Raw genomic sequence first — 14,276 nt, 5'->3', positions numbered from 1 at the left:
GTTACCTACCCGAAAAGAGTACTCGAAGTCGAGTAAATGATTCCAACACTCTCCCCGGTCGAGGTGGTATCGTGATCTGGCAAGACGTCGTCTTCCTCGTCGGCAGCGTCTTCTCCATCGTCTTCCTCGCGCCGACGCTGAAAGACCAGACTGCGCGCGTCCCGCTCGGAACGAGCCTCCCATCCGCGGGACTCGGCTTCGTCTACGGCGCGAGCTTCTACACGATGGGGATGACGTTCTCCGCGACGGGGTCGGTGGTGACCGGCGCGCTGTGGGCGGCCATCGCCGCCCTTCGCTCGCCAGAACTGGCGGCGCTGCTCCCCGATTTCCGCCATCGAAGCGAGACCGCCTCCGACTGAAGATTCCGTTTCGTCGCCGAGGTTCAACCCACGTAGCCGTCGAGAACGTCGACGGCTGTGTCGGCGAGTCGTTGCATGTCCTCGGCGGTCAGGTGGAACTTCGGCTCCCAGTCCGAGAGCCCGAGGTAGTCGCTGACGACGAACATCGCGGCCGCGTCGACGCCGCGGTGGGCCGCCACCGCGAACACCGCGGCCGCCTCCATCTCCACGGTCAGGACGCCCTCGCTGGCGTACTGCTCGACCTCCAGTTTCGTCTCCCGGTAGAGGCCGTCGGTCGTCCACGTGGGGCCCTCGTGGAACGACTCGCCGCGGTCGGCCAGTAGGTGCGTCGTCTCGACGACCAACGACTCGCTCGCCGTCGCCCACTTCGCAGGCTCGGCGTAGTGATGCGAGGTGCCCTCGTCGCGGATGGCCCGGTCGGGGACGATGAACTCGCCCATCTCGATGGAGTCGTCGAAGCAGCCCGCGAAGCCGATGGAGAGAAACGCCTCGACGCCGTCCACGATGAGTTCCTCCATCACCATCGCGGTCGTGGGCGCGCCGATGCCGAAGTTGCCGAGAACGCCGACCGCGCCGTCGGTCGCGTCCAAGACGAACAGGCTGCCGTAGTAGTGGTCGACCTCCTGCCCGTCGTAGTTCTCGGTGACGTAGTCCATCAGGCTCCGGCTGTAGCAGAGGACGACCGCCTCCGGAGGGGTTCCGAGGTCGTCGTCCACCCGCTCGGCCTTGTACTCGGCGTTCTTCTCGGGCGTGACGAGCGGCTCGGCGTCGAGCTTCTCCGGGAGGTTCGGAACGGGCATCGCTACGGGCGTAGCGAGGCCGCGGTGAAATGCGTTCCGCAGGCGCGGACACTGATATCAGTTCGCAAGCTCAGCGAAAACCCGATTTCCGCGGGAGACGCGCAGTCCCTTATCCGTCGCCGTGCTCGTCTACGATGACGACTTCGCCGTCCTGCACGTCCACGTTGATGAGCGTCTTCACGTCGTACCCGCTGTCGTCGAGTTCGTTCGGGCCGACCTTCTTGATGACCGCGAGCACGTCGGCCACGTCCGCGCCGATGTGTTCGAGCGCCTCCGTGATGGCGTTCATCGTGCCGCCGGTGCTGAGCACGTCGTCGAGCAGGAGCACGCGGTCGCCCTCGACGACGTTGTTGATGTACATCTCGTTCTCGGAGTAGCCCGTCTGCTGGGACAGCGAGACCTCGCCCTCCAGTCCGTACTCGCGCTTGCGGATGACGACCAGCGGGATGTCGGTCATCAGCGACACCGCGGTCGAGATGTGGATGCCCATCGCCGCGGGCGTGACGATCTTGTCGACGTCCTCCAACTCGGCCTTCCGGATGATCTGGATGACGATCTCGCGGAGCAGGCTCGGTTCGAGGACGGGGATGCCGTCGCTGATGGGATGGACGAAGTAGTGGTAGCCGTCTTTCTCGATGATCGGCGCGTCGAGCAGGGACTGCTTCAGCTTCTCCATGTTGGGAGTACTCGACACGCCAATAAAAGGTGACGGTCTCGGTCGTCCGTGGGTTGGTTTACCGCGGGATCTCGATGGAACGCCCTACAGCACCACGGCGAGCGCGATAACGAGCCCGAACACGACCAGGAGGACGCCGTTGCGGATGTCGGTCCGAAGCTCCGTCGGTCGTCCGGCGATCGACACGACGCCGGTGCCCAGCGACCGGACCGCTTCGCCCGAGGTTCTCGCCAATCCGACCGCGAGCCGGTCGACCGCGGCGTAGAGTTCCGTCACGCCGACCACCACGCCGCGGGTGCCGTAGAACGCCGTGGGGTTGTAGAGCGCGTCCACGTCCGGGACGTTGCCGCCGATCTTCTCCAGTGGTTTCTTGATGAGCGCGAACCCGACGAGACCGATGGCCGCCAGCGCCAGCCCCTCGACCACGTGGTCGGTTGTGTATGTGTGGTAGACGTGCGAGACGACGTCGCCGTTCGTCACGTCGAAGGGCAGGATGGCGAACAGCGCGCCGTCGAAGACGCCGTAGAAGACACAGAGCGCCGCGACGGTGAGCATCGCGACGGTCTGGCCGCGGTTGGCATCCTCGACGCTGCCCGCGTACTCGCCGTTGAGGAACGCGTAGTAGCCGAACTTGATAAACGAGAGGAAGGTGCCGACGCCCCCGACGAGGAGCAGAAGTTCGAGGGTGTGGAAGTCGCCGACGGCGACGGGTCCGGCCGGGAAGTCGTAGTGGCTGGCGGAGATGACGATGCCCTTGCTGACGAAGCCGTTGAACAGCGGGAACCCGGCGATAGAGAGGGCCGCGACCGTGAACGCGACGGCCGTGACCGGCATCTCGCGGCCGAGACCGCCGAGTTTCTTCAGGCTCTCCGTACCGGTCCGGTAGATGACCACGCCCGCCGTCATGAACAGCAGGCCCTTGTAGAGGATGTGGTTGAACACGTGGGCCATCGCGCCGGCCTGGCCCAGCGCCGTTCCGATACCGACGCCGGCGATCATGTAGCCGACCTGCGACTGGATGTGGTACGAGAGCAGGCGGCGCATGTCGTTCTGGAACAATGCGTACGTGGCACCGAACACGGCCATCACGCCGCCCATGTAGGCGATGGCGACGTTGCCGTCCGGGAACGCCCGGAGCATGCCGTACACGCCGGTCTTCGTGGTGTACACGCAGAGGAACACGCTCGCGGCGACGTGGGGTCGCGGGTAGGTGTCGGGCAGCCACGCGTGCAGGCCCACGAAGCCGACGTTGACGCCGATGCCGAGCGCGGCGAGCAGTTGCGGGAGCCCGGGAGCGATGCCGTCCGCGGCGGTGAACAGGAACGACCCGACCTCGACGTAGTGCCAGATGATGGCGGCCATCAACAGGCTGCCGCCGATGGCGTGCAGGATGGCGTACCGGAAGCCGGCCCGGATCGCCGCGCCGCCGTAGTCCCAGACAAGCAGCGTCGAGGTGATCGCCATCAGCTCCCAGAAGAACAGCAGGGTGAGCCAGTCGCCGGCGAACACCGCGCCGAGGCTGGTGCCCACGTACGACAGCGCGTAGGCGGTCTGGGCATTCTCGGCGTCGCTGGCGTACGAGTACACCACCGCGACGGTGCCGACGAGTCCGAAGATGATGCCCATCAGTCGGGAGAACTCGTCGACGTTGAACAGCGCGACCTCGAACCCGAGGAACGAGGTTCGGAGGTACGTCTCGGCCGGGACGACGACCGACCAGGCCGCCACGATAGCCGTGGCGACCGCGCCGACCGCGTGGCCGCCGCGCCGCGACAGCAGCGGAACGACCAGCGCCGCGGCGAGGACGAGAAACGCCGGCGGGAACGCGGCGAAGTCGACCATCAGAGGGTCACCCCCGTCGCGCCCGCGACGACGATCTCGACCAGTCGGAGGAACGCCACCCTGTCGGGGACGATCCCGAGCACGACCGCGCCGGTCGCGGCGGTCAGTATCGGCCCGAGCATGAACCACGTCGTCTCGGACGATAGCGCCCGGCGCTCCCAACCGCCCGCGGGCGGCCCGGCGTGGTGGTGTTCCGGGGCGTCCTCGTCGTCGGCCACGTGATCGTAGTGTTCGGGCTCGTAGGGGCCGTTGTGATCGGCGTCGTCGGGAACTGCGCGGTCCGACTCGGCGTCTTCGTCAGCGTGCGCCGCGTCGGGAGATTCGGCGCGCTTGGACGCGGAGTGCTCGACGACGTGGTCGCTCGGATTGCGGTCGACCGCGTACTCGCCCTCGTCGGGGTCGGCGACCCCGTCCGTCGCACCTGCTGGCTCGTCGTCGGCGTTGCGGCCGCCGTCCGGGACCGGCGCGTCCCGGCCGCCGAAGGGGTTCTCGATCAACGGCTTCGAGCCGACCGCGTCCTCGCTCTCGAAGAACGCCTGGTAGACGATTGGCCAGAAGTACGCGACGTTGAGCACGCCCGACACCAGTAGCGCGCCCGCGAACACGACGCCGCCGGCCTGGACGCTGCCGATGAGCAGGTACCACTTGCTGACGAACCCGGCGACCAGCGGGATGCCGGCCATCCCGAGCGAGGCGATTCCGAACGCGATCATCGTCCCCGGCATCCGTTTCCCGATGCCGGCCATCTCGCTGATGTCGTCGGTGTGGGTCTCGACGTGGATCGCACCCGCGCAGAAGAACAGGGTGAGCTTCATGAACGCGTGGGCGGGGATGTGGAGCAGCCCGCCGGCCAGCGCCCTCGGCTCGAGGAGGGCCAGCCCGAGCACGATGTACGACAGCTGGCTCACCGTCGAGAACGCCAGCCTGCGCTTGAGGTTGTCCTGCCGGAGCGCGATGATGCTCGCCACGACGATGGTGAACGCCGCGACGACCGCCAGCGGGAGGCCCATCCCGAGGTCCGAGACCGTCTCGGGCCCGAACACGTCGAGGACCACCCGCGCGATACCGAACACGCCCGACTTCACGACCGCGACAGCGTGGAGCAGCCCCGAGACGGGCGTCGGCGCGACCATCGCGTCCGGGAGCCACGAGTGCATCGGCATCAGCGCGGCCTTCACGCCGAAGCCGGTGACGAGCAGGGTGAACGCCAACCGGGCCATCGCGGGGTCGGATTCGGCGAGCGCCGCGATACCGCCAGCGGTGAAGTCGGCCGTGCCGGTGAGCCACACCACGATGAGCGTCCCGGCCAGCACCGCGACGCCGCCACCGAACGTGTACGCGAGGTACTTCCGGCCGGCGGCCCTGGCCTCGTCGGTCTGGTCGTGGGTGACCAGCGGGTACGTCGCGACCGTCAGCAGTTCGTAGAAGACGAACAGTACGACGAGGTTGTCCGCGAGCGCGACGCCGACGGCCGCCGAGACGCTCCCCGCGAACGCCGCGAAGTACCGCGTCTGACTGTCCTCGTCGAGCCCGCGCATGTAGCCGATGCTGTAGAGGCTCGTGATGACCCACAACGCGCTCGCCAGCAGCGCGAACAGTAGTCCGAGCGCGTCGGCCTGCAGCGCGAACGCCACGGAACCCGATTCCACGCCGGGGAGGAACGTGCCGAAGTCGGTGACGTACGTGTCACCGGCGAGTACGCCGGGCACCATGCTCGCCGAGAGACCGAATGTGGCGAGCGCGGCCAGCATCGTCCACGACTCCCGGAGGTTCGGTCGCCCGCGGGAGGCGAGAATGGGAGCGATTGCGACGGCCGAGACCAGCACCGTTGCGAGCGGTCGGAGCGAGGAGACGTCTGTCATGGTGTCAGGAGAGGAGCCGTGTTACGGTCGGTTGGACGAACTGTGCGTACTCGAAGACGGCCGCGCCGAGCGTGACCGCCAGCAGCGCGGCCACGACAACCACCGCGTACATGCCGAACGACACGTCCTCGCGGAGCGGCGCGTCCCCGTCGTCCGTGGACACGCCGTTCCCGTCCGCGGGTAGGCCGTTCCCGTCCGCGACCACGTCGGCGTCGCCCGGAACGTCGGCGTCGTCCGGGGCGACACCGGTTTCGCCGGCAGGGGCCGCGTACTCCCGGAAGAATATCCGCTCGATCAGCCGGGCGAAGTACGCGAGGGTCAGCAGGGTGGAGGATACGATGACTGCGAGCAGCGCCCACGACCCGGTCTCGACCGCCCCGAGCGCGATGTACCACTTGCCGACGAAGCCGAGCGTCGGCGGGACCCCGACCATCGCCAGCGCGAGCACGGCCAACGCGCCCGCGCCGACCGGCAAGCGCTCGCCCAGGCCGTCGTACTCGTCGACGGTGCGGGCGCCGGTCGCGGTCGCGACCACGCCGGCCGCGAGGAACAGGCTCCCCTTCATCATCGCGTGGCCGACGAGGTGGACGAACGCGCCGATCATCGCGGTCTCGTTGGCGAGGGAGGCCGCCGCCACGACGAGGCCGAACTGGGCCACCGACGAGTACGCGAGCATCCGCTTTACCTCCGACTGGGCGACCGCCAGCACGCTCCCGGCCACGACGCTCACCGCGGCCGCCGCGGCCAACAGGTCGGCCGCGAGCGGATTCGCTTCGAGGAAGTCGACCGTGAACACGGTGTAGATCACGCGAATCAGCGCGTACGCCGAGACGGTCGACACCAGCGCCGAGATGAGCGCGCTGACCGAGTCGGGCGCGCTCGCGTACGCCTCGGGCTGCCACGTGTGGAGCGGGAACACCGCGACCTTGACGAACAGGCCGACGACGACGAACGCGAACGACGCCCGGATCAGGGTCGCCGTGTAGCCCACGTCCTCGCCGATGACCGCGGCGAGGTCGGCCATGTTGAGCGTCCCGGTCGCGACGTAGGCGTAGCCGATACCGAGGAGGAACAGCGACGCGCCGACCGTCCCGACAAGCAGGTAGCGCAGCGCCGCGACGGCCGACCGGCCGCCCTCCTCGCTTCCGACCAGCACGTAGGTCGCCAGTCCGGTGATTTCGAGGAACACGTACAGGTTGAACAGGTCGCCCGTGATGCTCATGCCGGTCAGCCCGCCGACCAGCAGGAGGTATGCTCCGTAGAAGGGGTTCGAGCGCGGGCCAGCGCGCCGCGCGTACGCGAGCACGCCGAGCGCGGTGACCGCGACGAGGACGATCATCGTGGCCGACAGCCCGTCGATCACGAGTTCGATGCCGTACGGGACCGAGAAGTTCCCGACCACGTACCGGATGGCCCCGTCCGCGACCACGCGGCGGGCGAGTTCGGCGGTCAGCGCGACCTGTGCGACCGAGCCGACGAGCGCGACGTACCAGCCGCTCCGCGAGCGGACCAGCCCGGCCAGCAGCGCGACCACCGACGCGACGATGGGGAGCGCGACCGCGATGGGGACCAGATCAGTCATCGTGACGCACCTCCCAGAGCACGTCTGCGTCGAGGGTGCCGTAGTCGGCGTAGATGCGCACGATCAAACCCAGCGCGACCGCGGTGAGGCTCACCCCGACGACGATGGCGGTCAGGATGAGCACGTGTGGCAGCGGGCTGACGTGCGGGGCTTCCCTCGTCAACACCGCCGGACTCGCGCCCTCGACGTATGCGGCCGCGATGAAGAACAGGAAGATGCCGGTCTGGAACAGGTTCATCCCGATGACTTTCTTGACGAGGTTGCGATTGCCGATCATCATGTACGTGCCGATGCCGAGCAGCAGGAACGTCACGAGGTAGAGATACCGGGGAGCGAACGCGTCGATCACGCCGACTCACCTCCCCGTGTCCCGGCCGCGATGGCGAAGAACAGGCCGGTGATGATGCCCGCGACGATGACGCCGATGAGCAGTTCGACCAGCTCGATGCCGTACTTGCTGGGGTGCGGGACGCCGAGCGCCGTGCCGAACACGGGGTAGTCGAGGAACGCGCCGCCGAGCGCGACCGTCCCGAGCCCGACCGACACGAACCCGAGCGTGCCGAGTCCGACCAGCACGACGATGGTCGAGGGGTCGACCCACTCGCGGGTCGGCCCGATGCCGAACGCGATGCCGAGCATCAACACGACGGTCCCGACGATGACCCCGCCCTGGAACCCGCCGCCGGAGGAGTCCGCGCCGTGGAACATGATGAACAGCCCGAACGTGAACACGAACGGCGCGACGACCCGCACTGTCGCCATGATGATCGGGCTCTCGACGTACGGCCGGGACGCGGTCTCCGCGATGGGCGACTCCTCTGCGGGCTCTTCGGTCGCGGACTCTTCGGCCGGTTCGTCGACTTCAGATCCCTCGGGAGCGACGGGCTCGCTGCCCGGCTCCGAGGTGGCGTCGTCGCTCACGCGAACACCTCCCTCTGGAACACGACGAGGACCCCGACGCCAGCGGCGTACACCACCACGGCCTCGCCGAGGGTGTCGAAGCCGCGGTACGCCGCCAGCACCGCGGTGACGACGTTCTCCACGCCCGCCTCGTGATACGCGTTTTCGAGGTAGTAGCTGGTCACCTCGGAGGTCGCCACCGGCGTTTCCGCGCCGCCGACGGGCGGGAGCGCGCCGAGCGTGGTCGCCAGCACGGCGACCAGCGCGACCGCGACCCCGAGCGCCGGGAGATCGAGACGTTCGAGGGTGCGCTCGCCCGACGGCCGGACCGTCTTGGCGATGGTCAGCAAGAACAGCACCGTGGTCACCCCGGCACCGACCGCGGCCTCGGTCAGCCCCACGTCGGGGGCCTGCAGCACGACCCAGACGACCGCGATACCGAGGCTGTAGGCGGCGAACGCGATGATCGACCCGAGCACGTCGCGCAGCACCGCGGTCGCGAGCCCGGTCGCGAGCACGAACGCCACCAGCGCGAACTCGAGGGTGCTCATCGTTCGACCTCCTCGTCGCTCGTCTGCGTTCCGTCGTCTCTGGTCCACGGTTCGATGCCTTCCTCCGCGGCCGCCCGCGCGATGGCGTGGGCGGCGGTCGGGTTCGTGATGAGCATGAACAGCATCAGCAGGAGTGCCTTGACAGCTGACAGGTTGGCGCCGAACGTAACCACGACGGCACCCAGCGCGAGTCCGGCCCCGAGGGTATCGCTCTTCGAGGCGCTGTGCGAGCGGGTGTACAGGTCGGGGAGCCGGAGCACCCCGACCGCGGCGACGAACGCGAAGAACACGCCGCCGGCCGCCAGCACCGCGATGGCGATCTCGCGGGGCGTCACAGCACACCACCCCGCTCGACGGTGAACTTCGAGATGGCGATGCTCATCAGGAAGTTCAACAGCGCGTAGACGATGGCGATGTCCAGCGCGGACGCCTCGCCGGTCGCGGCCGCTACGAGCGCGATGATGACGACGATGTTCGAGCCGATGACGTTGACCGCGATGACCCGGTCCTGCATCGTCGGCCCGCGGACGAGCCGGTAGGCGATGGCCAGTGAGATGAGGACGAGCGCTCCGGCCGCGCCCAGCAGGACGCTACTGACGAAGCTCACGCGTTCTCACCTCCCGTCGAGTCGTCGTCGGCTCCCGATTCGGCGTCCGAGTCCGAATTTTCCGCCACGTCCGACTCCGCGTCCGCGTCCGATTCCCAGGTCCGTTCCGCGTTCCGCTCGGCGGGGCTCGGGATGCGGGCGGCCGAGCGCCCGTAGAAGACGAACCGGACCGCCCGCTCCAGTCCGCCGTCGAGCAGGTCCTTGCGCGTCTCGGTCGTGAGCGCGTGGACCGTGAACTGCCGGCGGTTCACGTCGACGGTGAGCGTGCCCGGCGTGAGCGTGATGCTATTCGCGAGCGTCGTCACTGGGAGTTCGGACCACACCGCGGCGTCGAACTCGACGATTTCGGGGTCGATGGGCAGCTTCGGGTGGAGGACCACGTAGGCGATCTGGACGTTCGCCACCGCGATCTCCCACAGCAGGTAGGGGGCGTACAGCCCCATCCGGGCGAGCCGCCCCGCCAGTCGGCGGACGTTGGCGAAGCCGCTCAGCGAGATGCGCCACAGCAGCGCGGCGACCACGAGGCCGCTTATCGCGCCGGTCGCGAGTTCGAAGGGCGCGAGCGACCCCGCGATGAGGAGGTAGAAGCCGAAAGCCCAGCCGAACAGCACGACGAACTGGCCGAGGCTGGCGCGCCGCATGATGGGGAACCGGCGCGTGGGTCGCTCGACGGGCGCGATCTCCGCGTCGATACCCAGACGTTCGAGCTCGGTCTCCAGCGGCGGCAGCAACGGCGTCATCCCCGCGGGGTTGAACTCCGGGTCGAGCACGACCGTCTCGACGCCGTGCTCGGTCGCGTACCGTGCGAGCACGTCGGCGTAGTCGCCGGGGTTGAACAGGTACTCCTCGCGGCCGACGAACGCCGTCTCGACCCGGACGTCCGTCTCGCGCTCTTCGAGGTCCTCCTCGGCCCACGCCTCGACCCGGCCGAGCAACTCCTCGGCGTCGTCCGGTGGCGGTCCGAGGACGGCGCGCCGGACGAGTGGAAAGACGAAGTGGACGGTCGGTGGCGACTCCGATTCGGACTCGATCGCGCTGTCGACCGCGTAGGCGACCGTGTTCCTGAGCGTGACCGACTCCCGAACCGGAACCAGGACGTTCGCTCCCGTCATTGTACTGTGTCGTCGTAATCTCGTTCGAAGCGGCTGTTCACCTGTCCGTGGCCGACCATCGTGAGTCTCTTACCCGAAACGCGGGCCCCGCGTCCAAAGACTGCTTCGGTTTCCCGCGGTCGGCTCGCGTTCCCAAGTCGTCCGCGTCGCGCTCGCGCGTGCGAATCTACGATTTATACCGCTCCAGCTAACTGCTCGGCCACCCGCCGGCCCAGCTTCTCCTTCGACCCGACGTACTCGCGGACGCTGCGTTCGCGGACGAACAGCGCGCGCGTGTCGGCCTCGCCCATCACGCTCGCGTCGTTGGCGACGACGAACGAGAGGTCCGCGCGTCGGAGCGTCTCGCGAGCGCGCTCGACCATCGACTCGTCGTCGCCCGACGTTTCGGCCTTGAAGCCGACGATGGGAACGTCGCTGGCCGCCCGCACCTCGTCGAGGAGCTTCGACGTCGGCGAGAGGTCGAGCGAGAGGTTCTGCCCCGACCGGATCTTCTCGTCGGCGGCCTCGACGGTGTAGTCACCGATGGCGGCCACCGAGACGAGCGCGTCGGCCTCGTGGTCTCCGGCTTCGCCGTCCGCTCTTTCCACCACCGCGTCGATCATCTGCGCCGTCGTCTCGACGCTCACGAGGTCGACGTACGGGACGCCGTCGACGCCCGGCCCGCGGCCGAGCGCGTGCGGGCCGACCGCGCCGTGGACGAGGGTCACGTCCGCGCCGAGCGCGTCGCAGGCGCGCGCGACTGCCCGGCCGGTCTTCCCCGACGACCGGTTGGTCAGCACGCGCACCGGGTCGACGGGTTCGGCGGTCGCACCGCTGGTGACGACGATCCGTGCGCCCGCGAGGAGGTCCGGTGAACTCTCGCGCGCGACCGCCTGCGCGATGGCGTCTTCGGTCGCGATCTTCGCCTTCCCCTCCTCGATCCGGGGCGGCACGAACTCGACGCCCCACGACTCGGCGCGCTCGATGGCGTCGAGCACGCCCGGGTGGTCGTACATCGGTTCGTGCATCGCGGGCGCGACCACGACCGGTACGTCCGCGCCGAGCGCCGTGGTCGCGCAGGTGGTGACCGGCGAGTCGTCGACCGCCGCGGCCATCTTCCCGACCGTGTTCGCGGTCGCGGGAGCGATCAGGAACGCGTCGGCCCAGCCGTCGCGACCGCAGAGCTCGACGTGCTCGACCGCGCCGGTGATCTCGGTCACCACCGGATTCTCGGTGGCGAACTCGACCGCCCATGGATGGACGATATTCTGGGCGCTATTCGTCATCACGGCCCGGACCGACGCGCCCCGCCGGCGGAGTTCGTGGGCCAATTCGACGACCTTCACCGCGGCGATGCTGCCGGTCACGCCCAGCGCGACGTTGACTCCCGCGAGCATTACCGGGGGTTCGGAGCGTGAGCCGTTAAACCCGTGGAAGTCACGCCGGGCCGTCGTCATCGGTCGCGGAGAACCGCTGAATACCGCGGTCTCGGAAACAGCGCCGAATCCGAAGAAACGAATAAAAATGGAAAGATTGCATTGAAACAGTCGCAACGGCCGGAACGGTTCCGCCGAACGCACCGGGAGCGAAACGCCGGTTGATATGCCCTCGGTCCAAGCCACGAATCGTATGACCGAAGGCACCCCCGCCGAAGAGAACAGCGCCGAAGTGAGCGTCACGTTCGACCTGCTGGCGAACGCCCGCCGCCGCGGCGTGCTGTACGCTGTCAAGCGCGACGGCGCGGCGACGGTCGAGGAACTCGCCGAGCGCATCGCGGCGTGGCAGGCCGGCGCGGGCGCGCAGCAGGGCGAGGGTGACGCGTCACCCTCGCCGGCGGACGTGCGGACGTCGCTGCTCCACGTCCACCTGCCCAAGCTGGCTGATGCGAAGGTCGTCGACTACGACGCGCACGACGGCACCGTGGAGCTTGCGGAAGCCCACGACCTCGATCCGTACCTCCGCGCCGCGGGCGAGTCCGAGTCGCCGCCGTCCCACCTCACCCGTCGAACCGAGCCCGCGGACTGAGGGCGAGTCGCGGGCAGGCAAACTGGAGACAAGCCGAACCGCGTTCCGGAGGCTGTCGAGGGTCACGTCACGGACGTTCAGGCCGTCGACCCGGGTCGCGCCGTCCGACACGTCGTACAGCCGTACGAGGAGCTTCAGGACCGTAGTCTTGCCCGCGCCGGTGGGGCCGACCAGCCCGACCGTCTCGCCCGGTTCGGCCTCGAAGTCGATGTCATCGAGTACGCGTTCGTCCTCGTAGACGAAGTCGACCGAATCGTCCTCGACCTGCCCGCGGACTGCGCCGAGTTCCTCGGCGTCCGGCGCGTCGGTGATCGCCGGTGCTGTGCGGTCACGCCGAGGCGCAAGCAGTAGCTCGCTCGGACTCAGCAATCAATCAAAGAATCACGAAGCTAGCTACTGCCGAGGCATATGAGTCGCCGCAACCTCACACCTCCCCAGCCTCCTCGTTCGCTCCCGCTGGTCGCTCACTTGTCCACCGTCCGAGCTTGCTCCCACGAGCCTGCGCTCATTCCACTCGCGCAGACCTCGCTCGCGTTGCTCGCGCGCGCCGACATCCAATTTTAACATCGAGCTACCATCAGTGGAGGCGATTCTCGACACTATCCGATCTTAAAAGCGGATTTTCCTCGCCGGAACCTTTACGCCGGACTCACCCGAATCCCGGCGCGTGGACAGCGTCGAACTCAGTACCGTCGTCTACGTGCCGCCCGAGGAGGCCTACGAGTTCCTGCTCGACTTCGAGGGGTACGCCCGCTACTCGGAGTACCTCGACCGGGTCGAGCGCCACGGCGAGGGCGAGGTCGGCACCGAGTACGACATCCACCTTCAGTGGTGGAAGCTGAACTACACCGTCCGGTCGGCCGTGACCGACACCGACCCGCCCGAGCGCATCGACTGGCGCATCGTCGAGGACCTCCACGCGCACGGTGCGTGGGTGGTCGAGGACGCGCCCGAGGCGTCCGTCGACGAAGCCCCCAACGCCGCAAACGACGACGCGGAAACGCCCGACGACGCCGAGGCGGCCTCGCGCGTCCGGCTGGTCATCCAGTTCGACCCCAACTCGGCGAGTTCCGACATGCTCGACCTCCCGGCGCTGGTCTCGCTCGGTTGGGTCGTCGACAAGGTGCGACCGCTGGTCCTGAAGGAGGCCGAGAAGGTGGTCGCCCGGATCGTCGAGGACCTCGAAGGCGAGCGCCGCGAGGTGAATTTGACACTCCACGAGTCGCCCGACGAGATTTAGCCACTCGACGAGGTGAAGTCGAGGCTCGCGTTCGGATACACCGGTGAAAACTCTCGAAAGTCCCCTTCCGAGCCGCGCTACTCCTCGACGCCGGCGTAGTCGCCGCCGTACTTCAGGAAGAAGTACGCCAGCCCGAGCGTGAACACCATCGCGGCGGTGGTGGCGATGCCGAGGGTCTTCGCGCTCGACGGGATGGCGGGACCGGCGCTCCCATCGCCGCCAGCGTCCGCCGACACCGTGATGGTGCCGGTCATGCCCGCCTGCCGGTGAGGCGTACAGTAGTACTCGTAGTCACCCTCGACCTCGAAGGTGTAGGAGTACTCGTGGCCGGTGTTGTACGTCTGGTCGTCGCCGCCCTCGGTGCCACTCCAGTCGGCGTCCTCGGGCTGAGCCGAGGGCTGGACGTTGTGATTGTCCGAGTCCCAGACCCAGTGGACCGTCGTGCCGGGCTGGATCTCCAGTTCTGCGGGCTCGAACACCAGACTCCCACCGGGGCCGACGGCCACTTCCTCGGTGCCGCCACCGCCCCCGCCGCCGTCCTCGCCTTCGGTGGTTTCGTCCTGCGCCGATGCAGTTCCGGCCGCGCCCGCGGCCGCCGCCGCGCCCGTGGCGGTCCGCATGAACCCGCGCCGCGTGACCGACTCGCTTCCGTCCGTGCTCATGCCCGAGGGTAGCGGTGGCGGGTACTCTATACTTTCGGTCCAACCTTTTGCTGCGCTCGGTCGGCGGGACGCCTCCCTC

At 68.3% G+C, this 14,276-nt stretch carries 16 protein-coding genes and 1 pseudogene; 3 read left to right on the top strand and 14 right to left on the bottom strand.

The genetic code is table 11. The features are described 5' to 3' along the window. Positions 1-71: 71 nt before the first annotated feature. On the top strand, positions 72-359 hold the full coding sequence (locus tag DPQ64_RS01555) for a hypothetical protein (RefSeq protein ID WP_198661965.1): 288 nt from the start codon (positions 72-74) through the stop codon (positions 357-359). A gap of 23 nt (positions 360-382) precedes the next feature. On the opposite strand, the gene DPQ64_RS01550 is transcribed toward DPQ64_RS01555, so the two are convergent. From DPQ64_RS01550 to coaBC, 12 genes are all read right to left on the bottom strand, one after another. Further along, entirely contained in the window at positions 383-1,159 is a 777-nt protein-coding gene (locus DPQ64_RS01550) for a nucleoside phosphorylase (protein ID WP_115862602.1), read from the bottom strand. 109 nt (positions 1,160-1,268) lie between these two features. Then, entirely contained in the window at positions 1,269-1,835 is a 567-nt protein-coding gene (gene hpt, locus DPQ64_RS01545) for a hypoxanthine/guanine phosphoribosyltransferase (RefSeq protein WP_115862601.1), read from the bottom strand. An 84-nt stretch (positions 1,836-1,919) separates the two neighbouring features. Beyond that, positions 1,920-3,677: a Na(+)/H(+) antiporter subunit D gene (locus DPQ64_RS01540; RefSeq protein WP_115862600.1), complete on the bottom strand. Its 1,758-nt coding sequence runs from the start codon at positions 3,675-3,677 to the stop codon at positions 1,920-1,922. Beyond that, positions 3,677-5,539, bottom strand: a complete 1,863-nt coding sequence (locus DPQ64_RS01535; RefSeq protein WP_115862599.1) for a cation:proton antiporter — start codon at positions 5,537-5,539, stop codon at positions 3,677-3,679. The genes DPQ64_RS01540 and DPQ64_RS01535 overlap by 1 nt, the downstream gene beginning before the upstream one ends. Before the next feature lie 4 nt (positions 5,540-5,543). Next, positions 5,544-7,121 (bottom strand): monovalent cation/H+ antiporter subunit D family protein, encoded by a 1,578-nt coding sequence (locus DPQ64_RS01530; RefSeq protein ID WP_115862598.1) that lies wholly within the window; start codon positions 7,119-7,121, stop codon positions 5,544-5,546. Beyond that, positions 7,114-7,470: a cation:proton antiporter subunit C gene (locus DPQ64_RS01525; RefSeq protein WP_115862597.1), complete on the bottom strand. Its 357-nt coding sequence runs from the start codon at positions 7,468-7,470 to the stop codon at positions 7,114-7,116. Before DPQ64_RS01525 ends, DPQ64_RS01530 begins: the two co-directional genes overlap by 8 nt. Then, a complete protein-coding gene (locus DPQ64_RS01520; protein WP_115862596.1) occupies positions 7,467-8,042 on the bottom strand; it encodes an MnhB domain-containing protein in 576 nt (191 codons plus the stop codon). Before DPQ64_RS01520 ends, DPQ64_RS01525 begins: the two co-directional genes overlap by 4 nt. Continuing rightward, the gene (locus DPQ64_RS01515; protein WP_115862595.1) at positions 8,039-8,572 is read right to left on the bottom strand and encodes a DUF4040 domain-containing protein; all 534 of its coding nucleotides are present in this window, start codon (positions 8,570-8,572) and stop codon (positions 8,039-8,041) included. The genes DPQ64_RS01520 and DPQ64_RS01515 overlap by 4 nt, the downstream gene beginning before the upstream one ends. Continuing rightward, positions 8,569-8,907: a monovalent cation/H(+) antiporter subunit G gene (gene mnhG, locus DPQ64_RS01510; RefSeq protein WP_115862594.1), complete on the bottom strand. Its 339-nt coding sequence runs from the start codon at positions 8,905-8,907 to the stop codon at positions 8,569-8,571. The genes DPQ64_RS01515 and mnhG overlap by 4 nt, the downstream gene beginning before the upstream one ends. Then, a complete protein-coding gene (locus tag DPQ64_RS01505) occupies positions 8,904-9,179 on the bottom strand; it encodes a cation:proton antiporter (RefSeq protein ID WP_115862593.1) in 276 nt (91 codons plus the stop codon). The genes mnhG and DPQ64_RS01505 overlap by 4 nt, the downstream gene beginning before the upstream one ends. Beyond that, positions 9,176-10,291, bottom strand: a complete 1,116-nt coding sequence (locus DPQ64_RS01500; protein ID WP_115862592.1) for a monovalent cation/H+ antiporter subunit E — start codon at positions 10,289-10,291, stop codon at positions 9,176-9,178. The genes DPQ64_RS01505 and DPQ64_RS01500 overlap by 4 nt, the downstream gene beginning before the upstream one ends. Positions 10,292-10,464: 173 nt before the next feature. Next, the gene (gene coaBC / locus DPQ64_RS01495; protein WP_115862591.1) at positions 10,465-11,667 is read right to left on the bottom strand and encodes a bifunctional phosphopantothenoylcysteine decarboxylase/phosphopantothenate--cysteine ligase CoaBC; all 1,203 of its coding nucleotides are present in this window, start codon (positions 11,665-11,667) and stop codon (positions 10,465-10,467) included. 232 nt (positions 11,668-11,899) lie between these two features. On the opposite strand from coaBC, the gene DPQ64_RS19450 reads away from it, so the two are divergent. Then, complete coding sequence (locus DPQ64_RS19450; protein WP_232820460.1) at positions 11,900-12,295, top strand: DUF7344 domain-containing protein; 396 nt, start codon at positions 11,900-11,902, stop codon at positions 12,293-12,295. A gap of 30 nt (positions 12,296-12,325) precedes the next feature. Here DPQ64_RS19450 and DPQ64_RS19445 read toward each other — a convergent pair. Further along, a pseudogene (locus DPQ64_RS19445) lies at positions 12,326-12,664 on the bottom strand (ATP-binding cassette domain-containing protein); the annotation flags it as partial. A 298-nt stretch (positions 12,665-12,962) separates the two neighbouring features. Between DPQ64_RS19445 and DPQ64_RS01485 the strand changes: the two are divergent. Then, a complete protein-coding gene (locus DPQ64_RS01485) occupies positions 12,963-13,535 on the top strand; it encodes a type II toxin-antitoxin system RatA family toxin (RefSeq protein ID WP_115862589.1) in 573 nt (190 codons plus the stop codon). Positions 13,536-13,612: 77 nt separating this feature from the next. On the opposite strand, the gene DPQ64_RS01480 is transcribed toward DPQ64_RS01485, so the two are convergent. Next, entirely contained in the window at positions 13,613-14,197 is a 585-nt protein-coding gene (locus tag DPQ64_RS01480) for a plastocyanin/azurin family copper-binding protein (protein ID WP_115862588.1), read from the bottom strand. Positions 14,198-14,276 lie beyond the last annotated feature (79 nt).

The sequence above is a fragment of the Halorussus litoreus genome, from assembly GCF_003382685.1.
GTDB lineage: Archaea > Halobacteriota > Halobacteria > Halobacteriales > Haladaptataceae > Halorussus > Halorussus litoreus.
Note: the sequence above shows the minus strand (reverse complement) of the source record. Positions and strands in the feature narration are given on the sequence as shown.